The organism is Stenotrophomonas sp. 57, assembly GCF_030291075.1.
Lineage (GTDB): Bacteria > Pseudomonadota > Gammaproteobacteria > Xanthomonadales > Xanthomonadaceae > Stenotrophomonas.
Genome location: NZ_CP127407.1, coordinates 1515529 through 1536341 on the forward strand (window position 1 = coordinate 1515529; position 20813 = coordinate 1536341).

General features: G+C 67.8%; 18 protein-coding genes. 6 read left to right on the forward strand and 12 right to left on the reverse strand.

Features of this window, described 5'->3' with window-relative positions; translation table 11 throughout:
* Positions 1 to 190: 190 nt before the first annotated feature.
* Positions 191 to 994 carry a CoA pyrophosphatase gene (locus tag QP512_RS06925; RefSeq protein ID WP_286071474.1) on the forward strand — a complete coding sequence of 268 codons (804 nt, stop codon included), beginning with the start codon at positions 191 to 193 and terminating at the stop codon, positions 992 to 994.
* Entirely contained in the window at positions 991 to 1893 is a 903-nt protein-coding gene (locus tag QP512_RS06930; RefSeq protein WP_286071475.1) for a sulfurtransferase, read from the forward strand. The genes QP512_RS06925 and QP512_RS06930 overlap by 4 nt, the downstream gene beginning before the upstream one ends.
* Before the next feature lie 406 nt (positions 1894 to 2299).
* Here QP512_RS06930 and QP512_RS06935 read toward each other — a convergent pair whose 3' ends face one another.
* On the reverse strand, positions 2300 to 2866 hold the full coding sequence (locus tag QP512_RS06935) for an N-acetylmuramoyl-L-alanine amidase (RefSeq protein ID WP_286071476.1): 567 nt from the start codon (positions 2864 to 2866) through the stop codon (positions 2300 to 2302).
* A 72-nt stretch (positions 2867 to 2938) separates the two neighbouring features.
* On the opposite strand from QP512_RS06935, the gene QP512_RS06940 reads away from it, so the two are divergent.
* Both QP512_RS06940 and rlmKL read left to right on the forward strand, forming a co-directional pair.
* Positions 2939 to 3466, forward strand: a complete 528-nt coding sequence (locus QP512_RS06940; RefSeq protein WP_286071477.1) for a hypothetical protein — start codon at positions 2939 to 2941, stop codon at positions 3464 to 3466.
* Between the two features lie 145 nt (positions 3467 to 3611).
* Positions 3612 to 5750, forward strand: a complete 2139-nt coding sequence (rlmKL, locus tag QP512_RS06945; protein WP_286071478.1) for a bifunctional 23S rRNA (guanine(2069)-N(7))-methyltransferase RlmK/23S rRNA (guanine(2445)-N(2))-methyltransferase RlmL — start codon at positions 3612 to 3614, stop codon at positions 5748 to 5750.
* 120 nt (positions 5751 to 5870) lie between these two features.
* Here rlmKL and QP512_RS06950 read toward each other — a convergent pair whose 3' ends face one another.
* The 8 genes from QP512_RS06950 to QP512_RS06985 form a co-directional block, all read right to left on the reverse strand.
* On the reverse strand, positions 5871 to 6344 hold the full coding sequence (locus QP512_RS06950) for a hypothetical protein (RefSeq protein ID WP_286071480.1): 474 nt from the start codon (positions 6342 to 6344) through the stop codon (positions 5871 to 5873).
* A gap of 29 nt (positions 6345 to 6373) precedes the next feature.
* Positions 6374 to 6703, reverse strand: a complete 330-nt coding sequence (locus QP512_RS06955) for a DUF3325 domain-containing protein (RefSeq protein ID WP_286071481.1) — start codon at positions 6701 to 6703, stop codon at positions 6374 to 6376.
* Positions 6700 to 8337 carry a PepSY-associated TM helix domain-containing protein gene (locus tag QP512_RS06960; RefSeq protein ID WP_286071482.1) on the reverse strand — a complete coding sequence of 546 codons (1638 nt, stop codon included), beginning with the start codon at positions 8335 to 8337 and terminating at the stop codon, positions 6700 to 6702. Before QP512_RS06960 ends, QP512_RS06955 begins: the two co-directional genes overlap by 4 nt.
* Positions 8334 to 8648 (reverse strand): DUF3649 domain-containing protein, encoded by a 315-nt coding sequence (locus QP512_RS06965; protein WP_286071483.1) that lies wholly within the window; start codon positions 8646 to 8648, stop codon positions 8334 to 8336. Before QP512_RS06965 ends, QP512_RS06960 begins: the two co-directional genes overlap by 4 nt.
* A gap of 106 nt (positions 8649 to 8754) precedes the next feature.
* On the reverse strand, positions 8755 to 10953 hold the full coding sequence (locus QP512_RS06970) for a TonB-dependent siderophore receptor (protein ID WP_286071485.1): 2199 nt from the start codon (positions 10951 to 10953) through the stop codon (positions 8755 to 8757).
* A gap of 285 nt (positions 10954 to 11238) precedes the next feature.
* Positions 11239 to 12525, reverse strand: coding sequence for a DUF445 family protein (locus QP512_RS06975; RefSeq protein WP_286071486.1), 1287 nt, complete (start codon positions 12523 to 12525; stop codon positions 11239 to 11241).
* 123 nt (positions 12526 to 12648) lie between these two features.
* Positions 12649 to 13527, reverse strand: a complete 879-nt coding sequence (locus QP512_RS06980) for a plasmid replication/partition related protein (protein ID WP_286071487.1) — start codon at positions 13525 to 13527, stop codon at positions 12649 to 12651.
* Between the two features lie 63 nt (positions 13528 to 13590).
* Complete coding sequence (locus QP512_RS06985; protein WP_286071488.1) at positions 13591 to 14943, reverse strand: aspartate aminotransferase family protein; 1353 nt, start codon at positions 14941 to 14943, stop codon at positions 13591 to 13593.
* Positions 14944 to 15046: 103 nt separating this feature from the next.
* Here QP512_RS06985 and QP512_RS06990 point away from each other — a divergent pair, with 103 nt between their 5' ends.
* Complete coding sequence (locus QP512_RS06990; RefSeq protein WP_286071489.1) at positions 15047 to 16543, forward strand: aldehyde dehydrogenase; 1497 nt, start codon at positions 15047 to 15049, stop codon at positions 16541 to 16543.
* Between the two features lie 115 nt (positions 16544 to 16658).
* Here the strand turns inward: QP512_RS06990 and QP512_RS06995 are convergent, their stop codons facing one another.
* Entirely contained in the window at positions 16659 to 17300 is a 642-nt protein-coding gene (locus QP512_RS06995) for a hypothetical protein (protein WP_286071491.1), read from the reverse strand.
* Between the two features lie 156 nt (positions 17301 to 17456).
* On the opposite strand from QP512_RS06995, the gene QP512_RS07000 reads away from it, so the two are divergent.
* Positions 17457 to 18749, forward strand: a complete 1293-nt coding sequence (locus QP512_RS07000; protein WP_286072002.1) for an MFS transporter — start codon at positions 17457 to 17459, stop codon at positions 18747 to 18749.
* On the opposite strand, the gene QP512_RS07005 is transcribed toward QP512_RS07000, so the two are convergent.
* Together QP512_RS07005 and QP512_RS07010 are read right to left on the reverse strand one after the other, a co-directional pair.
* Complete coding sequence (locus QP512_RS07005; RefSeq protein WP_004151683.1) at positions 18730 to 19191, reverse strand: bacteriohemerythrin; 462 nt, start codon at positions 19189 to 19191, stop codon at positions 18730 to 18732. The genes QP512_RS07000 and QP512_RS07005 overlap by 20 nt on opposite strands.
* A gap of 85 nt (positions 19192 to 19276) precedes the next feature.
* Positions 19277 to 20620 (reverse strand): diguanylate cyclase, encoded by a 1344-nt coding sequence (locus QP512_RS07010; protein ID WP_286071492.1) that lies wholly within the window; start codon positions 20618 to 20620, stop codon positions 19277 to 19279.
* Positions 20621 to 20813 lie beyond the last annotated feature (193 nt).

Genomic DNA, 20813 nt, shown 5'->3' on the forward strand with positions numbered 1-20813 from the left:
TGATCCCACCGGCGCGTTTTTGTTTGCGCAGTCCCTGACGTTGGAGTCGACTGTCAGTCGACTGCTCTTGGGGCACATCGGGGAAACGCCCGCGCTTCGCGCGCGAGTCGACTGACAGTCGACTCTACCGTCCGTCTCGGCCACCCGCGCAAATCACGCCCAATCGCGCTACTGTTGCTGGGTGCAAACAATGGAAGAAACGGCGCGTGTTGTCGCAAGTCCCTGCATCGGAGTGTGCACGCTGGATCCGCACCGGCAGTGCACCGGCTGCGGGCGGCATATCGATGAAATCGCACGGTGGTCGTCGATGAGCAACGACGAACGCAGTGGCATCCTGCATCGCGTGCAACCGCTGCGCGCGCAGCTTCAGCAGTCACTGCGCGGCTCGCTGGCCGACCACGAGCGCCTGATGCGCGCGCTGCATCCGTTGGCCGTTCCACCGGCCGGCGATGGCTGGAACCGCAGTGAGCTGATCGACCTGCTGCCACCGGGACCACCGGTGGAAGCGGCGGTGCTGGCCGGCATCGTGCCACGCGCCAATGGCGCGCAGGTGATCCTCACCCGTCGCACCGAGACGCTGCGCACCCATGGTGGCCAGGTTGGCTTCCCTGGTGGCCGCACGGAACCCGATGACCGCGACGCGCTGGCGGCTGCCCTGCGCGAGAGCCAGGAAGAAATCGCACTGGCGCCTGGCCAGGTGCAGGCGCTGGGGTATCTCGATCCCTTCGTGACGATCACCGGCTACCGGGTCACCCCGGTGGTGGCGGTGGTTGATCCGGACTTCGTGCCGGTACCGCAGCCCAGCGAAGTGGCCGAGGTGTTCGAGGTGCCGCTGGACTACCTCATGGCCGCCGACAACCTGCGCCAGGTCGAAATCAACCATCGCGGCCGCATCCGCCACGTCCTCGAATACGGCTGGCCCGGCCAGCGCATCTGGGGAGCGACCGCGGCCATTCTCTACAACCTGCGTCGCCGCCTGGAGCAAGTGCAATGAACCCGATCGATCCGCCATGGACCACCCTGGTCGATGTCGCCACCCTGGCCGCCGCGTTGGGCGAGGGCATCCGGGTGGTGGACGCGCGCGCCACCGCCAGCACCGCGGTGCGCGTTGTGGATGCGCGCTCCTCGCTGGCCGACCCGCAGGCGGGAAGCAGCCAGTATCTGGCAGGTCATATCCCGGGTGCGGTGTATGCCGATCTGAATCGTGACCTGTCCGATCTGTCGCGCGTCGGCCATGGTCGCCACCCACTGCCGGACAGCGACGCCTTTTCCGCAACGCTGGGGCAGTGGGGCATCGGTCCTGATACCCAGGTGGTGGTCTACGACGGCAGCGACGGCAGCATGGCCGCCTCGCGGCTGTGGTGGCTGTTGCGCCTGATCGGGCACAGCAAGGTCGCCGTGCTCGACGGCGGCATTGCCGCCTGGCAGGCGGCCGGCCATCCGCTGGCGACCGGCCAGGAAACGGTGCCGGCGCTGTCCGCCTATCCGGGCCGTTTCGACACCACGCAGATCGCCAATGCCGATGAAATCACCGCGCGGCTGAAGCATGCCCCGGGCTGGCTGGTGGACGCGCGCGCCGGCGAGCGTTTCCGCGGCGAGGTGGAACCGCTGGACCCGGTGGCCGGCCACGTGCCGGGCGCGGTCAACCGGCCGTTCGCGTTGAACGTGCTCGATGGCCGACTGCGCGACGCACAGGAGCTGCGCGCCGAACTGCAGGGCGTGATCGGCAACCGCGATCCAGAGCAGGTGGTGCTGATGTGTGGCTCCGGCGTGACTGCCTGCCACCTGCTGCTGGCGATGGAAAGCGCAGGCCTGAGCGGCGCGCGCATCTATGCCGACTCCTGGAGCGGCTGGGTCAGCGACAGCAGCCGCCCGGTCGCCACCGGCGCCTGACCCTATCGTCTCGGTATCCACGCAAAGAGCAGTCGAGCGCGGAGCCTCTCCAGAGCCGAGCGGCCGGCTCCACGCGCATGGCGATGCGTTCAAATCATCGGCGCCCGCAGGTCATGGGGCGCGGCTCGACTCTACAAAAGCCCGTACCGATCGATTTGACGTTCATCCACGCATAGCGTGGATGAACGGTGTCGACCAAGGTCGACACCTGCCAACAGCGGCGGAGATCTGTCGAAGGCGGGGTGGGTCCGGTTGCGGGGGTGTCCGCGGCATGGGTGCCGCAGCCAAGTCCCCAGGGATGGGTTTACGGCGTCCCCCGCAACCGGACCCACCCCGCCATCCCACGTAAGGCCCCAGCTCTTGACGTTGACGTTGCTTCTGCGGGTGCAGGGCGCAGCCCTGCCGCTTACTCCAACCCCTGCAATGGCACCTTCGCCAGCACCCGCGCCCACGGGAACAACGGCCCCGGGTCACGCTTGCGTGCCACCGTCAGCGCCGGATCATCACTGGCCGGCACCTGCTCCAGGTCCAGCTGGTCATGCCCGGCAATGCGCCGCAGCGACGGATAGCGCGCCACCAGCGCCAGCAGCAGCTGCTCAAGTGCCTGCAGCTGCGCCTCGGTGTACGCCTCGTCCATCGCCTGGTGGCGACTGTCGAACCAGGCCGGATAGCGCCCGGTATTGACCAGCTCGATCCCCAGCGTATGCGCGTTCATGCCGCGCACGTGATGCGCGACGCGCTCGGGTGCCACGTACTGCACCACGAGGCCATCGCGGTCGATGTAGAAATGCCCGCTGTTGCCGGCACCACTGTCGTACAGCACACGCTCGCCGTACTCGCGCGCCATGGCCAGGTCGGGCAGCTCGGTGCAGTGGATCACCACCATCTCCAGCGTGGCCGGGTCGCGCAGTGGCAGACGGTCTTGGTAGGGCAGGGGCTGCAGCTGCAGGCCGGGCAGGAGCGGGTTGGGCATCAGGCGATGCTAGCATTGCGTCATGAACCTGCCTTCCCTTTCCTTGTCGAACCGCGCGCACGGAGCCGGCGCGTGAGCCGCGGCCACTGCATCCTGTCCCACGGCTTCGAGAGTGGCCCGGAAGCGACCAAGGTCACCGCGCTGGCCGAGGTTGCCGAGCGCCTGGGCTGGACCCACGAGCGCCCCGACTACACCGACCTGGACGCCATGAGCGAGATCAGCCGGGTGGGCGACGTGCCTAACCGCCTGCGCCGTCTGGTCGAGCGTGCCGCCATCGCCGCCCAGCAGGGCCCGGTGGTGCTGGCCGGGTCGAGCCTGGGCGCCTACATCTCCGCCATCGCCTCGCTGCAGGTGCCGGTGGCCGGCCTGTTCCTGATGGTGCCGCCGACCACCATGGGCCCGATGCCGGCGCTGGATGCCGCTGCGGTGCCGACCACGGTGGTGCAGGCCTGGCATGACGACTTGGTCCCGGCCGCCGGGGTGATCGCCTGGGCGCAGGCGCGCGCCGCGCAGCTGCTGCTGGTCGATGACGGCCACCGCCTGGAACACCATGTGGAGGCCGCCGCGCAGGCCTTCGAGCGCCTGCTGCGGCAACTGTGAAGCCCGGGCGCACGGCGCGCCCGCCCGCATTGACTACAATGGCAGCCCCGGCGCCCCCGGCGCGTGCCTGCTGGCCGTCCCTACGGCCCTCCTTTCCGACCGGCCCGGCCCCTGTGCCGCGCCCGACCACCTGCGAACCGATCCCGTGAAATTCTTCGTCTCCTGCGCCAAGGGCCTGGAATACCTGCTTGCCGACGAACTGTCGGCCCTGGGCCTTGGCAAGGCCACTGCCACCATTGCCGGCGTCAACGCCGAGGGCGAACTGGAGCAGGCGCTGCGGATCGTGATGTGGTCGCGCCTGGCCAGCCGTGTGCTGTGGCCGATCGACGAATTCGAGTGCCCGGACGAACAGGCGCTGTACGACGGCGTGCGTGCGCTGCCGTGGCACGAGCACATCAAGCCGGAAATGACCCTGGCGGTGGACGCGCACGTGTCCGGCGACAAGATCACCCATGCGCGTTTCGCCGCGCAGCGGATCAAGGACGCCATCGTCGACCGCATGCGCGATGAAGGCCTGGAGCGCCCGTCGGTCAACACCGACCTGCCGGACGTGCGCGTCAACCTGTCGCTGCGCAAGGGCCGTGCCTCGCTGTCGATCGACCTCGGCGGTGGCCCGCTGCATCGCCGTGGCTGGCGTGGCGCCGCCCATGAGGCACCGCTGAAGGAGAACCTGGCCGCCGCGCTGCTGCTGCGCGCGCAGTGGCCGCGCCTGCACGCCGCCGGGGGGGGCCTGCTGGACCCGATGTGCGGCAGCGGCACGCTGCTGATCGAAGGCGCGCTGATGGCCGCCGACGTGGCTCCCGGCCTGATGCGCCATGGCAGCCTGCCGCCAAGCCGCTGGCTGGGCTTCGACAAGGCCGCCTGGAAGGCGATCCAGAGTGAAGCGCGTGACCGCGAAGCTGCTGGCCTGGCTGCGCTGAAGCCGGTCATCCACGGCAGCGACATCGACCCGACCGCGATCCAGGCGGCACGCGAGAATGCGGAAGTGGCGGGCGTCGCCCACGCGATCCGCTTCACCCGTGCCGACGTGGCTGACCTGGCTGCGCCCGAACAGGAGATCGGCGCGGTGGTCTGCAACCCGCCGTACGACGAGCGCCTGGCCGCCGATCCGGCGCTGTACCGCGCACTGGGCAATGCCCTGCAGAAGGCCGTGCCGCAGTGGCGTGCCAGCCTGCTGTGCGGCAACGACGAACTGGCCTTCGCCACCGGCCTGCGCGCGGGCAAGAAGTACCAGATGTTCAACGGTGCGCTGGAATGCGCGCTGATCGTCTGCGACCCGATTGCCGTACCGGGCCGCGACCCGGCACAGCCGCGCGAGCTGAGCGAAGGTGCGCAGATGGTGGCCAACCGCCTGCGCAAGAACCTGAAGAAGTTCAAGAGCTGGCGCGCCCGCGAGGACATCACCTGCTTCCGCGCCTACGATGCCGACCTGCCGGAGTACGCGGCGGCCATCGACGTCTACGAGGAAGACGGTGGCAAGCGCCGCACCTTCCTGCATGTGCAGGAATACGCCGCACCGGCGGCGATTCCGGAGAACGACGTGCGCCGCCGCCGCAACGAACTGCTGGCGGCCGCGCGTGAAGTGTTCGGCGTGCCGCCGGAGCAGGTCTCGATGAAGTCGCGCGAGCGCGGCAAGGGCGGCAGCAAGTACGGCCGTTTCGAGCAGCGTGACGAGTTCATCGTGGTGCGCGAGAACAACGCGCTGCTGCAGGTGAACCTGTTCGATTACCTCGATACCGGCCTGTTCCTGGACCACCGCCCGCTGCGCCGGATGATGGCCGAGCAGGTGCGTGGCAAGCGCTTCCTCAACCTGTTCTGCTACACCGGCGTGGCCAGCGTGCAGGCCGCCGTGGCCGGTGCCGCCAGCACCACCAGCGTCGACCTGTCGGCGACCTACCTGCAGTGGTGCTACGACAACCTGGCGTTGAACGGGCAGGGCGGCAACCAGCACCTGCTGGTGCAGGCCGATGCGATGGCCTGGCTGGAAGGCGACCGTGGGCAGTACGACGTGATCTTCTGCGATCCGCCGACCTTCTCCAACTCCGCCCGTGCCGACGACTTCGACGTGCAGCGCGAGCAGCTGAAGCTGCTGCGCGCAGCGGTGGCGCGGCTGGCGCCCGGCGGCGTGCTGTACTTCTCCAACAACTTCCGCCGCTTCAAGCTGGAAGAGAACGCCATCGCCGAGTTTGCCCAGTGCCGCGAGATCACCGCGCGCACCATCGGCCCGGACTTCGAGCGCAACGCGCGCATCCACCGCGCGTGGGAACTGAAGCGGTTGGGGTAATTCCAGCCGAAAGGGGATGCCGGCCAGCGGCCGGCACTACCCACGTGCGCGCAGAACGGTAGCGCCGGGCCATGCCCGGCGAGCGTGGGCCGGGTAGATCCATGCCCTGCATGGACGGCTCTACAGAACCAGCAAGCGCCCCGGCGCGTGGGCCAGCGGCCAATGCCCCCGTTCGTACAGCGCAAGCACGGGTTCCCAGTGCGCCGGCAGGCCGAGGTGCGTTTCCAGGAGGCGTTGCCGGAAGGCGAACATCGCTCCATCGCGCGCCACTAGGTGCAGGTCATGCGCACCGCAGCGCAGTGCCGGCAGATCCAGTGCCGAAAGCGCGCGCATCAAACTCCGGTTGAGTTCGCGTCGGGCGACGGCCAGTTCGGGGGTGCGGGGCAGGGCGCCGTGAAACGGATCCGAATCGCCCAGTGTTGTGGGCATCCATTCGAAACCACCGGTATCGATGGTCCGCAGTGCTTCGGCCAGCGACCGAACGGCGACGACGCCGGCCGTTGCGGGCAGTGTTTCACCCAACCGGGAAAAGAAGCCGATTCCAGCCGTCCGTTGCATCATGCTATCCATGCAGCCATTGTAGATCCACGCCATGCGTGGATGACGCAGACCCCGTCCTGCGGCTACAGCAACCCCACCACCAGCCCGACCACCGGCAGCGCGATCGCCAGCGGCGCAATCCACGTTGGTCGATACGGGTACAACCCGAACGACAGCGCCATGCCACCCAGGGTCATCGCCCCCAGCCACAGCACCGGGCCCATTGCCCAGCCGTGGTCCACCACGCACAGTGCGAACGCGACCGTCAGCAGCACCCAGCCCAGCACCCGCCACCGCGTGCGTTGCGCCGGTGTGGCAGCGGCCTTGCCATGCAGGTCGTGCTGGTGTTTCTCCATCGCCAGCGACAGCGCGGTGAACGCGGAGAACGACAGCGTCAGTGCCAGCAACATCATGCGCTGGCCTCCGCTTCGGCCGCTTCCGCAGCGTTTACTAATGCCTTCGGTGCAGCCGCAGCCGCCGCACGCTTCTTCTTCTCGGCCGCACTCAGCGGCGGCGTCCAGCGCTGCATGCGCCAGCCACACAGCGCCAGCATCGCGCCGAATGCAAGCATCGACAGGTCGACGCCGGCCAGCACCCAGTCACCGTTGCGCAGGGTGATGCCGAGGTGGGCATGGGTGGTCAGTGCGTTGACCGCCGGGATCAGCGCGAACGCGGCCGCGCCCAGGTACAGCTGCCACGCCCACATCATCCGCTTGGGCCAGATGAAGGCGGCCAGCAACGCCGCACCCCAGGCGTAGAAGAACACGTTGGCCTCGGCGCTGGAACGCTCGGCGATGTCCAGCGGCAGCAGGCGGTTGCCCCAGAAGTACGCCGCGAAGGCGATCGGCAGGCCAGCCACGGTGCCGATGTTCAGCGCATCGACCAGGCGCAGGCCGAAGCCGGTGCGCCCGCTCTTGGCATGCTTCGGTCGTTCCTTCACCGCCCACAGCACCACGCCGCTGGCCACCATCAGGCAGCCCACCAGACCGGACAGGAAGAACAGTGCGCGCAGGCCCCAGTCGGCGAAGCGCGCCAGGTGCAGGCCGTACAGCACGCCACGGGTGGCGGTGGCACCACCGGATGGCGGTGTTTCTTCCAGCAACGCGCCGCTGATCATGTCGTAGCGCACGGCCGGGGTGTCGGTGGACAGGCGCTTGCCATCGCGCTGGCGGATGTCGATCACCGCATTGGCTGCGCCCGGGTTGGACACGGTGAAACCAGCCACTTCCACGCCGTGCCAATGCGCGCGTGCGCTGTCCAGCAGCTGTGCGATCGGCAGCGGCGCAGCGCGGCCTTCGGCCGGCGCGGTCACTTCCGGCATGCCGCCGAAGGCCTCGAAGAAGAACTTGTCCTCGTCCTGCGGGTAGGCCACCTTCACGCCCCACGGCAGGTACATGATCATCAACGTCACAATGCCGGTGTAGGTGATCATCGCGTGGTACGGCAGGGCCATCACTGCGCTGACGTTGTGGAAATCCAGCCAGGAACGCAGGCCTTTGTCCTTGCGGAAGGTGAAGAAGTCCTTGAAGATCTTCTTGTGGGTGATGACGCCGGTGATGATCGCCACCAGCATGAACATCGCGCAGAAGCCGACCAGGTAGCGCGCCCACAGCACCGGAATGTAGTGCAGGTCGAAGTGCAGGCGGTAGAAGAAGTCGCCGCCACGGGTCTCGCGCGCCTTCAACGCCTGGCCGGTGTTGGGGTCCAGCGTGGCATCGCCGAAGCCACCGCGGCGGCCACGACTGGGGTTGGCCAGTTCCGGCGGCAGCCGCCAGAACATCTGCATGGCCGGGTTGCGCGGCTGCGGCAGCGTGACGAACCAGTTCTCGGCCTGCCCGGCGTTGGCCTGCAGGTAGTCCACCGCGCGCTGCGCGGCCACGTCGATGCTGACGTTGTTGGCCGGCAGCTCCGGGCGCATCCAGCGGCTGATTTCCTCGCGGTAGTAGCTGGCGGTGCCGGCCATGAAGATCAGCAGCAGCAACCAGCCGACCAGCAGGCCGGTCCAGGTGTGCAGCCAGGCCATCGACTGGCGGAATCCGTTCTTCATGCCCAGGCTCCCATCAGGCGCGCGACGCCGGCCATCAGCAGGGCGGGGGCGAGGATGCCGACCCAGGCGCGCAGCGCGCTGCGGGTGGCGAATGCCCACAGTGCGGCGCAGGCGGCGACCAGGATCGCCAGCAGCATGCCGGTCAGCACGGTCTGGCCGCGCGCGCCCGGCAACGCCACCGCGCAGAACACGCTGGTCACAGAGGCCAGCGCATAGCCGCCGAAGATCGCGGCCAACGAACGTGACAGCACGCCCCAGCGCGGGTTGGAGAAGAAGGTGCGGGGGCTGGCGGTTGCGGGCGAGCGGTCCACGGCATTCCTGCAGGGTTCAAAGGAAGAAGGCCGGCGCGCCGAAGCGCACCGGGGTTGGCCATCCGTGGCCGGGCGCCGGTCGCAGAACCGGCGCCATCCATCAGGGTCAGAGCTTCCAGCGCAGCGTCACGGTGACATTGCGTGGTTCGCCCCAGTACACGCCGTTGTAGAAACCGACGTTGTTGAAATACTTCTTGTCCAGCAGGTTGTTGATGTTCAGCTGGGCGCTGAAGTTCTCGTTGAAGCGGTAGCCGCCAGCGAGGTTGACGAGGTAGAACGCGTCCTGGGTGATCCTGGCCTTGCTGCGATCGGGCTTGGTGCTGTTGTTCCAGATGCGGCTCTGCCAGGTCACGCCACCACCCAGCCAGAAGCGGCCGTCGATACCGCCGGGGCGCCAGCTGGCGTTGAGCCGGAAGGTGTCCTGCGGGGCGGTAGTCCGCTGCAGCACGCCGTCCTTGTTGCGGATGACGGTGTGGGCGAAACCAGCCGAGATGTTCCACTGCTCGCCGATGCTGCCTTGGGTTTCGATCTCCCAGCCCTTGACCTTGTTGCCCTTGCCGGTGGAGCGGTAGGCTTGGCTGCCGTCGGGCAGCGAGTTCACCGGCACCGAATCATCGATCTCGGCGACGTTGTCCTGCTTGCCCTCGAATACGGCGGCCGAGGCATTGAGCAGGCCGCCGAAGAATTCGGCCTTGACACCTGCTTCGTACATGTTGCCGACCACGGGCTCCAGGTAGTTGCCATTGCGGTCGCGATAGTTCTGCGGCTTGAAGATGTCGGTGTAGCTGACATAGCCGCTGAAGATCGAATTGAAGTCGTAGACCAGGCCGGCATACGGGGTGAGCATGTCGTCCGGCCGGTAGCCGGTGCGGGTGATGCGGTTGCGGTTGCCATTGGCATCGTAGCCATAGGCCCAGCTGCGGGTTTCCCAGCTGCCGTAGCGCGCGCCGACCACCGCCAGCAGCGGATCGGCCAGGCGCAGGCGCGCGGCAACGTAGGCTGCGCGCTGGCGCAGTTCATTCTGCGAAGACAGCCTGCCCAGGCGTGTCACCGGCAGCACCGGCACATTGCCGGTCCAGTGCCGCCAGTCCGGCACCACGGCATAGGCATCGTCGTAGTCGGAGTCCGTGTCTTCCGACTCGCCCTTGCGCACCGACTGGCCCAGGCCGAACACCAGTTCATGCTCGCGACCGAGCAGCTGGAACGGGCCACCGACGTTGACGTCGAACACATCCATCGTGCTGTGTTCGTTGAAGTGCGCGATGTAGGCCGTGACGCCTGTTCCATCGGCACGCGGATTGCCGGCAGCGCCGTACCAGACGCTGCCATCGGTATCGCGCACCGCGTGGCTGAGGTTACCCTTCACCGACCAGCCGTTGCCGAGCTGCTGCTCCAGCCGCGCGAAGCGGGTCTTCTCCATGATCGGCCAGGCGCTCCACGAGGCCGACAGGTTGGTCGAGCGAGGCAGGTTGGCTGGCGCGCCATCGGCGCCCCAGTACGGCACCACGCCCCAGGTCACGCCGCTGGTACGGGGCGACTGGTATTCGTAGCCCACCTCGAACAGCGTGCTGTCGCTCAGGTCGGCCTGCACGATGCCGTAGAACACATCCTTGTCGAGCGAATAGACATCACGGAATGAATCGCTCTGCTGCTTGGCCGCGACCACGCGCGCACGGATGCGTCCGTCCCAGGCAACCGGACCACCGAGATCCGCTTCCAGGCGGCGGTTGTCCCAGCGTCCCACCGTGAGGTTGGCGCCCATCTGGAACGAGTCGGTTGGGCGCTTGCGGATCATGCTGATGGTGCCGGACGGATCGCCGGCGCCGGTGGTCAGGCCGGTGGCGCCGCGGACCACTTCGATGCGCTCGTAGATTACGTTGTCGGTGTTGGTCTTGACCGAGCCACCGAACGTATTGAGCATGCCGTCGATCTGGAAATTGTCGATGGTGTAGCCGCGCGAGACATAGTTGATGCGCTCGCTGTCGGTGACCGACACGCTGACGCCGGTCACCTGGCCCATCACGTCCGACAGCGAGAACAGGCTCATGTCGTCCAGGCGCTGGCGGGTGATCACCGTCACCGACTGCGGCGTCTCGCGCAGCGACAGGTCCAGCCTGGTCGCACTGCGCGCGTTCTTCACCGTGTAGCTGTTGGGAATCTCGCCGTCGGCGGTCACCTTCACGGTATCCAGCGTGCGCGCGGAAGATTCGGCGGTGCCGTCGGCGTGTGCCAGCGGAGCGATCATCAGTGCGGTCACGGCCAGGGCCAGCAGAGTGGGACGAGGGAGGTTCAGCGGCATTGCCATCGGTGCGATTCCATGCAGGACGAAACAGGCGATGGAATGCGCAGACGCAGCAGCCGCGCTTTCCGCGCACGTCGCCCAGCGAGTCCCATCGACGGTGCGCCACCCGCGCAGAGCGGGCGACCCGGTAGTCGGGGGGATGTACACGGGCGAAGGGGCGGGTGGGTGCGAGCTTCCATGCCCCGCTTGGCTAAGCGTACAACCGATTGGCAAATGATAGGCATTCGCATTTCGTTAATCAAGCGTGACGGCGCCCGCTCCCGTGCAGACGCTGATCCACACGGGGATTCAGAAGCGGAAAAGGACGGTTGCCGCGTGCAGCAGCAGGCCGATCAGGCCGCCGACCAGGGTGCCGTTGAAGCGGATGAACTGCAGGTCACGGCCCACGCTCAGTTCCAGCTGCTCGACCAGGTGGCGCTCGTCCCAGCCCTTCACGGTCTGCGCGATATGCGTGGTCACGCCCTCGCGCAGGCGCCCGGTCAGGCGCTGCGCACCTTCCATCAGGTGCTGGTTCAGTGCCTCGCGCAGGGCGGGGTCGGCCTGCAGGCTGGCACCGAGCGAGCCCAGGCTGCGCTGCAGGTGGCCGACCAGCGCCGAGTCCTCGCGTTGCAGGTCTGCGCGCAGGCTGGCATGGATGCGCGCCCACAGCCCCTGCACGTACTCCTGAAGGGCCGGATGATCGATCATTTCCTGCTTGAGCTGCTCGATGCGCCCGGCCAGCGCCGGATCCTCGCGCAGGCGCTGCACGTAGCTCTGCAGCCAGGTCTCGTAGTCCTGGCGCAGTGGATGCTGCGGCTCGGCCAGTACCTGCTGCAGCTCTTCCAGCACCGCGCGGGCCAGGCGTTCGGCCAGGCTGTCGCCGATCTCGTCGATCGGCTTGACCCAGTTCACCGTGCTCGACAGCGTCGGCCATTCGCGCTGGATGTAGCGCACGATCAGCTGCGAGGCGCGCTCCTTCACTTCCGGCTGTTCCAGCCAGCGCCCCAGCCGTTGCAGGCCCTCGTCCAGCACGCGCTGGTGGCGGCCATCGGCGGTCAGCAACGCCAGCAGATCGCCGGCGGTGGCGGCGGCATTCCACTGCCGCAGCTGCTCCACCACGAAGCCGTGCAGCTGCCGGCGCACGGCAGTTTCGTCGAAGAAGTCCAGTGCCTGCAGCGCCCAGCCGCGGGCCATGTCGGCCAGCATGCGCGAGCGTGCCGGGTCGGCCAGCCAGCTGCCCAGGCGGCTGGCCGGATCGAATACCTGCAGCTTGGCCAGCAGCACACCCGGCTCCAGGAACTGGTCGCGCACGAACAGCGCCAGGCTGTCGCCGATGCGTTCCTTGCTGCGCGGGATGATGGCGGTGTGCGGAATCGGCAGGCCCATGGGCCGCCGGAACAGCGCGACCACGGCGAACCAGTCGGCCAGCGCGCCCACGGCCGCGGCTTCGCAGAAGGCGGAGACCCAGGCCCATACGCCGCGCTCGCCCTGCCAGTGGCTGACCGCGAAACCGGCCAGCATCAACAGCAGCAGGCCCAGCGCGAGGGCTTTCAGGCGCCGCAGCTGGGCGCGGCGCGGATCGTTGGCAGGCGTCATTGCACGAGTCTAACCGCAGCCTGGTGACGCCTGCCTGTAGAGCCGAGCCCATGCTCGGCAGCTGTTTGACGCGCGCAGGGCAGCCGAGCACGGGCTCGGCTCTACAGCGGCGTGACGCGACCGTTACAGTGCTTCGAGCTGTTTACGCAGCGCGGCCAGCTGCGCGCGCAGGGTGTCGTTCTCGCGGGTCAGGGCAACCACGCGACGGCGCAGGGCCGGTGCATCCTCACCCAGCTGTTCCAGCGCCGACAGCACTTCGGCATCGCGGCTGGCGATCTCGTCCTCGTCCGCTTCCGCGAAGTCCATCTCGGCCGGCTCCGGCTTCGGCGCGCGCGGCTTGCGCTTGGACTCGCGCACGCGCTTGGCAGCCTGCTTCAGCTCGTCCTTGCCACCGGCGGCGGCGGCGCGCTGCTCTTCTTCCGGCAGGTCGGCCACGGCCGCAGCGGCGCTGATCGAGATCATGCCGGCCTTCACCGCTTCCACCACCTCGGCCGCAGCCTGGGCGTGGATGCGCTCGATCATGCCGACCTGGCTGGTGCTCAGCTTGGCTTCGCGGGCCAGCTCGGCGCGGCTGATCTTCGGTGCCGGTTCCCACGGCGGGCTGTCCTCACCGGCGTCCTCGACGGCTTCGGCGGTGCCGTCGCTCTCGCGCTGCAGCTGCGCCTGCTCGACCTGCTTGCGGGCGGCCAGGATGTCGCGCTTGCGCAGCGCCAGCACGCCGCGCTGGAAGTCGGACACGCTGCGGCGGCCCAGGTGCTGTTCGATCATCCACAGGTGTACGTCTTCCATGCTCTGGAAGCGGGTGTTCTGCACGGTGTTGAACGGCAGGCCGTGCTTCTGGCAGATGCCGAAGCGGTTGTGACCATCGACCAGCACGTTACCCCACAGCACCAGTGCATCGCGGCAACCTTCGGCCAGGATGCTGCGTTCCAGCGCGTCATGTTCGTCCGCGGTCAGCGGGTCGATGTAGGCCTTGAGTTCTTCTTTGACGACGATATCCATGGGCACGGCAGCGAGCGGGAGCGGAACCGCCCATTGTACCCGCTCGCCAGCGCCGGCCCGGGCTCAGGCGGTGGCCCGGATCATCTCGCCCAGCGTGCCGGTGATCTGGTCGATCTGCGCCTTGTCCACGATCAGCGGCGGCGACAGCGCGATGATGTCACCGGTACAGCGCACCAGCAGCCGGCCGTCCTGGAAGCAGCGCCGGAACACATCATAGCCACGGCTGCCGGGAGTATCGCGGCGCGGCGCCAGCTCGACCGCACCGACCAGCCCGAAGTTGCGGATGTCGATCACGTTGGGCAGGCCCTGCAGCGCATGCAGCCGTTCCTGCCAGTACTCACCCAGTTCGATGGCCCGTTCGAACAGGCGCTCCTCGGCATAGACCTCCAGCGTGGCCAGCGCCGCTGCACAGGCCAGCGGATGCCCCGAGTAGGTATAGCCATGGAACAGCTCGATGGCCTGTGGCGGTGCCTGCATCAGGGTTGCATGCACGGCGTCGCTGGCCAGCACGCCACCCAGCGGTACCGCGCCATTGCTGACCGCCTTGGCGAAGGTCAGCAGGTCCGGAGTGACCCCGAAGCGCTGGGCGGCGAACGGCATGCCGACCCGGCCGAAGCCGGTGATGACCTCGTCGAACACCAGCAGGATGCCGTGGTGGTCGCAGAGTTCGCGCAGGCGCTGCAGGTAGCCCGGCGCCGGCAGGATCACCCCGGCGGACCCGGCGATGGGCTCGACGAACACCGCCGCGATGGTCGAGGCATCGTGCAGCGCGATCAGCCGCTCCAGGTCGTCGGCCAGTTCAGCGCCCTGGCGCGGCAGGCCTTTGCTGAACGCGTTGCGCTGCAGGTCCAGGGTGTGGCGCAGGTAGTCCACGCCGCCCAGCTGCAGGCCGAACGCCCGGCGGTTGTTGGGCAGCCCGCCCAGCGCCATGCCACCGAAACCCACGCCGTGGTAGGCCTTCTCGCGGCTGATGAAGCGCGTGCGCTGGCCCTCGCCGCGCTGGCGGTGGTAGGCCAGCACGATCTTCATCGCGGTATCCACCGCCTCGGAGCCGGAACTGGTGAAGAACACATGGTTCAGCGGCGTCGGTGCCAGCGCGGCCAGCCGCTGCGCCAGCGCGAATGCCGGCGGCGAGCCCATCTGAAAGGCTGGCGAGTAGTCGAGCGTGCGCGCCTGCTCGACGATGGCCTCGACGATACGCGGCCGCGCGTGGCCGGCGTTGCAGCACCAGAGGCCGGCCGTGCCATCGAGGATCTGGCGGCCGTCGACATCTTCGTAGTGCATGCCCTCGGCACGCACCAGCACACGCGGCGCTGCCTTGTACTGGCGGTTGGCGGTGAATGGCATCCAGTACGCCTCAAGTGACTCGGGGCGCCGGGTCGCCAGATCGTGCAGGTCGCTCGCGGGACGCTTCATGCCAGCTCCATCGGGTCCGATAGGGGGAATGTAGCGCAGCCGCGTCACGGCGGAGTCGCGGCCACGCCGGTATAACCGGGGAAACTGTTCCGAGGAGCCGCGCATGGCCGACTTTCCCGACCGCAGCCACTGGCAGGCGCTGTCCCAGCAGCTGTCGATGCCGACCCAGGCATTCATCGATGGCCGCTACGTCGATGCTGCCCACGGTGCGCGCTTCGACTGCATCAGTCCGATTGATGGCCGCGTGCTGGCGACGGTTGCCGACTGCGACGCACAGGACGTGGAGCGCGCAGTGCTGGCGGCGCGGCGTGCCTTCGATGCGGGCCACTGGTCGCAGGCGAGCCCGGCCCATCGCAAGCGCGTGTTGTTGGCCCTGGCAGGGCTGGTGGAAAAACACGCCGACGAGCTTGCCCTGCTGGAAACCCTGGACATGGGCAAGCCGGTGCGCGATGCACGCCGTATCGACCTGCCCGGCGTGGTGCGCTGCCTGACCTGGACTGCCGAGGCAGTGGACAAGCTGTATGGCGAAATCGCACCTACCGGACCGCATGAGCTGGGCCTGGTCACGCGCGAGGCCGCAGGCGTGGTGGTGGCGATCGTGCCGTGGAATTTCCCGCTGCTGATGGCCTGCTGGAAGATCGCCCCGGCACTGGCGATGGGCAATTCGGTGGTGCTCAAGCCGTCCGAGCGTTCGCCCCTGAGTGCATTGCGGCTGGCGGCGCTGGCCGCCGAGGCGGGCCTGCCGGAGGGGGTGCTGAACGTGCTGCCCGGCCATGGCGCGCGCGTGGGCGAGCCTTTGGCACTGCACATGGACGTGGACGTGCTGGCCTTCACCGGTTCCACCGCCACCGGCGCAAAGCTGCTGGAGTATGCGGGGCGGTCCAACCTCAAGCGGGTCTGGCTGGAATGCGGCGGCAAGAGCCCGCACGTGGTGTTCGCCGACGCACCGGACCTGGACGCAGCAGCCAAGAGCGTGGCCCAGGGCATCTTCTTCAACCAAGGCGAAGTGTGCACCGCCGGTTCACGGCTGCTGGTACAGCGCTCGATCCGCGAGGACTTCGTGCACCAGGTGATTGCCTACGGCCAGCACATGCAGCCCCGGCATCCACTGGACGCCGATGCACCAATGGGTGCGCTGGTCGACGCCGCGCACGTGGACAAGGTGCTGGCCGATATCGCGCGTGCCGAAGGCGAGGGCGCTCGTCTGCTGCTGGGTGGCCATCGGGCCGAGGTGGCGGCGGGCGGTTGCTATGTGCAGCCCACGGTGTTCGACCAAGTGCATCCGGACCAGGCATTGGCGCGCGAGGAAGTATTCGGGCCGGTGCTGGCGGTGCTTGGTTTCGAGGATGAAGCCGAGGCGGTTTGCGTGGCCAATGACAGCCGCTATGGGCTGGCGGCAGGTCTATGGACGCGCGACCTGGCCCGGGCCCACCGTGTTGCGCGGCAACTGCGCGCTGGCAGCGTGTGGGTGAATGGCTGGGATGGTGGTGACATGACCGCCCCGTTCGGTGGCTACAAGCAGTCCGGCAACGGGCGCGACAAATCGCTGCACGCGTTTGACAAGTACAGCGAGCTCAAGGCCACCTGGATCCAGTTGTAACAACGCGCCCGCCGGACGGCCATTCGCTCCTTGTAGAGCCGAGCCATGCTCGGCTGCTTTTCGCAAAGAGCAGCCGAGCATGGCTCGGCTCTACAGAAGGCAGACACCCATCGACCTACCGGCAACGCGCGCTCACCTGCAGCACCGCCGCGCGCAGCAGGTCCCGGTCGTCCTTCTCAACGGCATTCTGGAAATAGTCCATGTCCTGCCTCCCCAGTTCGCACGGGTCGACGATGTACCCCGGCGGCCACAGCCCCAGCAGCTGCGCCACACCGTGCACGATCTGCTCCGGGGTCATCTGCCGGCGGATGCGGAAGTAGTTGCGACGCGGTGCGAACGCGGGATGTACCTCGCGGCGACCGATCAGGCGCGGGGCAACACCTGCGGCGCTGATGCCATCGCCACCGTCGATACTGCCCGCAGGCAGCCCCAGGATCAGCGGTGCCGAAGCCGTCGGCGCCTCCGCCGCACGCACTGCGGCTTCTGCCGACGCAACCGGGGCCGGGCGGGGCTTCACCGCCGGAGCCGGGCGCGTCACCGGTGTGGACGACAACGCCGGAGGTGAGGGCGCCGGCGCCGGCAGCTCCGGTGGCAGCCAGCGCAGCGAGATCCGTGCGCCATCGTCGCCGCGCAGCACGATCCGGGCCGTGCCCCACAACCACACCGCCATCAGGCCGTGCACCAGTAGTACCACCAGCCACGCCGTCATCGGCGGCAGCTTCGGGGAATCGGACCACGACAACGCAACTGCAGCCATCGGCAAGGCATCCATGCAGGGACCGGTGGCGCAGCCTAGCGGGTGTCCAGAAAATTTTCGTTGGCATCGGTGTCGGCTGAAACCATCGCTGCGTGTGGCCACCGGGCCGTGGCAGAATCGGTCGATCCACCGCAACCTGTATTGCCGATGTCGACGATCACCGCTGCCGCGCCACCTGCGAATTCTCCCCGCCGTGTCCTGCTGGCCAGCCTGATCGGCACCACCATCGAATTCTTCGATTTCTACATCTATGCCACCGCTGCCGTGCTGGTGTTCCCGCACCTGTTCTTCCCGGACAGCAGCGAGCAGGCGGCGCTGCTGCAGTCACTGGCAACGTTCGCGGTGGCGTTCATCGCGCGCCCGGTCGGCTCGGCGGTATTCGGTCATTTCGGCGACCGCATCGGCCGCAAGGCCACCCTGGTGGCCGCGCTGTTGACCATGGGCCTGTCCACGGTGCTGATCGGCCTGCTGCCCACCCATGCGCAGATCGGGCTGTGGGCGCCGGCGCTGTTGGCGCTGTGCCGTTTCGGCCAGGGCCTGGGGCTGGGCGGTGAATGGGGTGGGGCGGTGCTGCTGGCCACCGAGAACGCGCCGCCGGGCAAGCGCGCCTGGTACGGCATGTTCCCGCAGCTGGGCGCGCCACTGGGCTTCCTGTTGTCGGCCGGCATCTTCCTGGTGCTGGGCCGTTGCCTGAGCCAGGGTGACTTCCTGCAGTGGGGCTGGCGCATTCCGTTCGTGGCCAGCGCGCTGCTGGTCGGCCTTGGCCTGTGGGTGCGCCTGAACATCCACGAGACCCCCGATTTCAAGCAGGCGCTGGAGCGCAAAGCACCGGTGCGGTTGCCGATGTGGACGGTGCTGCGCGATTACCCGGTGCCGATGCTGCTGGGCACGCTCGGGGCGTTCGCCACCTTCGTGCTGTTCTACCTGATGACGGTGTTCAGCCTGGGCCATGGCACTGCGGTACTGGGCTACAGCCGCGAGCAGTTCCTGCTGATGCAGATGGCCGGCATGCTGTTCTTCGCACTGGGTATTCCGCTGTCGGCGCGCTATGGCGACCGTTGGGGCACGCGGCGCACGATGATCGTCGCCAGCGTACTGATCGTCGGCTTCGGCGTGCTTTTCGCACCGCTGTTCCAGCCGCACAGCCCGTGGCTGGTCACCGCCTTCCTGTGCCTGGGGCTGTTCCTGATGGGCCTGACCTACGGCCCCTGCGGTACCTTCCTGGCCGAGATCTACCCGGTGGAGGTGCGCTACACCGGTGCGTCGCTGTCCTTCAACCTGGCCGGCATCCTCGGTGCAGCGCCGGCCCCGTACCTGGCCACCTGGCTGGCCGAGCGCTTCGGCCTGGTCGCGGTCGGCTACTACCTGTGCCTGACGGCGGTGGCGACGCTGTGCGCGCTGGTGGCACTGCACCGCCGCGCGCTGCGGTTCAGCCAAAGAAGCGCTTGAGCGTGCGGCCGAGCCAACCGCCGCCCTGGTGCTCGCGGGCGAACTGGTTCAGGTGCGCCTTGACCTGCTCGGCGTACGCCTGGTCGTCACCGCGGATGTGATTGAACAGCCAGCGCGAGAGCATGGTGCGCAGCTCGTCGCTGATGTCCTCGCCGGCCTGGAAGCGCATGCGGTATTCCGAGACGCGCTTGATGAAGACCTCATGCACGCGCTTGTGCGCGGCACAGAACGGGTAGCCCGCTTCTTCCATCAGCTCTTCCTCGAACGCGAAGTGCGACATGGTGTAGTCCACCACCTCGTCGATCACTTCGCCCACCGCTGCACGCTGCATGCTGGCCTGGGCCACGTGCAGGTGGTTGAGCATCTCGATGATGCGGCGGTGTTGTTGGTCGATCACATCAATGCCGATGTTCAGATCGTCCTGCCAGACCAGTAGTGCCATCCCCGGCTCCCCTTCATGCGTATGTCGGGGCCGACTGTAGAGCCGCCCTGCGCGGGCGGCGTTGATCTGGATCAAAGCGTGCGGGTCAGGACAGCGCGGGCTCGCGTGGGCGCAGCGGGCTGGCCACCGTGGTGCAGCTGACCCGGTTGCGGCCACCGGCCTTGGCCAGGTACAGCTGGCGGTCGGCCTCGGAGATCAACCGGTGCAGTGCATCGCGCTGCGGGCGCAGGCAGCACAGGCCGATGCTGACCGTCATGCGCAGGGTGGCGGTGCCGATGTCCACTTCCAGCGCAGCGATGCGCTGGCGCAGCCCCTCGAAGTACAGCAGTGCCTCGTCCTGCTCCATGTCCGGCACCAGCAGGCAGAATTCCTCGCCGCCGAAGCGCGCGATCAGGTCCTGGCCGCGCGCATGGGCGGCCACCGCACCGGCCACCGCGCGCAGCGCATCGTCGCCGGCCTCGTGGCCGTAGGTGTCGTTGATGTGCTTGAAGTGATCGATGTCGATCATCGCCACCGCCACGCACTGGCCGTGCAGCTGCAGTTGCGGCAGCTGGCGCTGGCTCTGCTCCAGGAAGAAGCGCCGGTTGGGCAGGCCGGTGAGGAAATCGCGGGTGGCCAGATCCTGCAGGGTGCCGATCAGTTCCAGCTGGTCCACGTTCTGCGAGACACGGCAGAAGAATTCTTCGCGCGAAAAGGGTTTTCGCAGGAAGTCATTGGCGCCGTTCTTCAGGAAGCGCGGGATGAGCGAGGCATCGGTATTCCCGGAGATGCCGATTACCGCCACCTTGTCGCGCGAGCGCAGGGTGCGCAGGCGACGGGTGAATTCCACGCCCTGCATGCCAGGCATTTCCTGGTCGACCACTGCCAGGCGGATCGCCGGGTGCGCCTCGATCGCGGCCAGGCCTTCGTTGCCATCGGCCGCTTCGTGTACCTCATGGCCGTACATGCGCAGCAGGGCGGCGGCATAGCCGCGCGCGGACGGCGAGTCGTCCACCACCAGCGCGGCGATGCGGCGGTTGCGTTCCAGCCGCTGCACCAGCCACACCAGGTAATCGATGCTGCCGGGGGTGTTCTTCAGCACGTAATCGATGATCTGCTGCTGGAGCACGCGCTTGCGCAGGTCTTCGTCATACACGCCGCTGACCACCACGGTCGGCAGGTCGCGCTTGAGGAAGAACTCGACCACCGCATCGCGGTCGCCATCGGCCAGCACCAGCCCGGTCAGTACCAGGAACCAGCCGCCGCCTTGGCTCAGCAGGCGGTCGGCCTCGGCCAGGGTGGAGGCAATCACCACCGGCAGTTCCAGGCGCTGCTCGATCGCCTCACGCAGCATGCCGGTGAAGGCACGGGAGTTTTCGACCAGCAGGATCCGCTGCGGCAGCGGATCGGCCAGGTCGCCATCGACGGCGGCCTGCGGCAGCATGGGCATGATGCGGTGGCTCACGAGGGAGGGGCTCGGCACGGATAGCGGCGGTTTCGGGTGTAACTTTAGGACGAAAACGTCCGTGTTCGTCGTTTGGCCCATTGCTCAGATGGGAAGCGGTTAGTATCAGCTGGAGGTTCTCGATTTCAACTTCGACCTGGAGGTCACTGTGCGATTTTCATGTTTTGGTGCGGCTACT

What these genes read in the sequence shown, in the direction of transcription:
- QP512_RS06975 (WP_286071486.1), bottom strand. Translation starts at nt 12,525, where the DNA reads ATGACGCCTGCCAACGATCCGCGCCGCGCCCAGCTGCGGCGCCTGAAA.
- QP512_RS06985 (WP_286071488.1), bottom strand. Translation starts at nt 14,943, where the DNA reads ATGAAGCGTCCCGCGAGCGACCTGCACGATCTGGCGACCCGGCGCCCC.
- QP512_RS07005 (WP_004151683.1), bottom strand. Translation starts at nt 19,191, where the DNA reads ATGGCACTACTGGTCTGGCAGGACGATCTGAACATCGGCATTGATGTG.
- QP512_RS06935 (WP_286071476.1), bottom strand. Translation starts at nt 2,866, where the DNA reads ATGCCCAACCCGCTCCTGCCCGGCCTGCAGCTGCAGCCCCTGCCCTAC.
- QP512_RS06950 (WP_286071480.1), bottom strand. Translation starts at nt 6,344, where the DNA reads ATGGCGTGGATCTACAATGGCTGCATGGATAGCATGATGCAACGGACG.
- QP512_RS06930 (WP_286071475.1), top strand. Translation starts at nt 991, where the DNA reads ATGAACCCGATCGATCCGCCATGGACCACCCTGGTCGATGTCGCCACC.
- QP512_RS06980 (WP_286071487.1), bottom strand. Translation starts at nt 13,527, where the DNA reads ATGGATATCGTCGTCAAAGAAGAACTCAAGGCCTACATCGACCCGCTG.
- QP512_RS07010 (WP_286071492.1), bottom strand. Translation starts at nt 20,620, where the DNA reads ATGCCCATGCTGCCGCAGGCCGCCGTCGATGGCGACCTGGCCGATCCG.
- QP512_RS06955 (WP_286071481.1), bottom strand. Translation starts at nt 6,703, where the DNA reads ATGATGTTGCTGGCACTGACGCTGTCGTTCTCCGCGTTCACCGCGCTG.
- QP512_RS06960 (WP_286071482.1), bottom strand. Translation starts at nt 8,337, where the DNA reads ATGAAGAACGGATTCCGCCAGTCGATGGCCTGGCTGCACACCTGGACC.
- QP512_RS06995 (WP_286071491.1), bottom strand. Translation starts at nt 17,300, where the DNA reads ATGGCTGCAGTTGCGTTGTCGTGGTCCGATTCCCCGAAGCTGCCGCCG.
- QP512_RS06970 (WP_286071485.1), bottom strand. Translation starts at nt 10,953, where the DNA reads ATGGCAATGCCGCTGAACCTCCCTCGTCCCACTCTGCTGGCCCTGGCC.
- QP512_RS06925 (WP_286071474.1), top strand. Translation starts at nt 191, where the DNA reads ATGGAAGAAACGGCGCGTGTTGTCGCAAGTCCCTGCATCGGAGTGTGC.
- QP512_RS06990 (WP_286071489.1), top strand. Translation starts at nt 15,047, where the DNA reads ATGGCCGACTTTCCCGACCGCAGCCACTGGCAGGCGCTGTCCCAGCAG.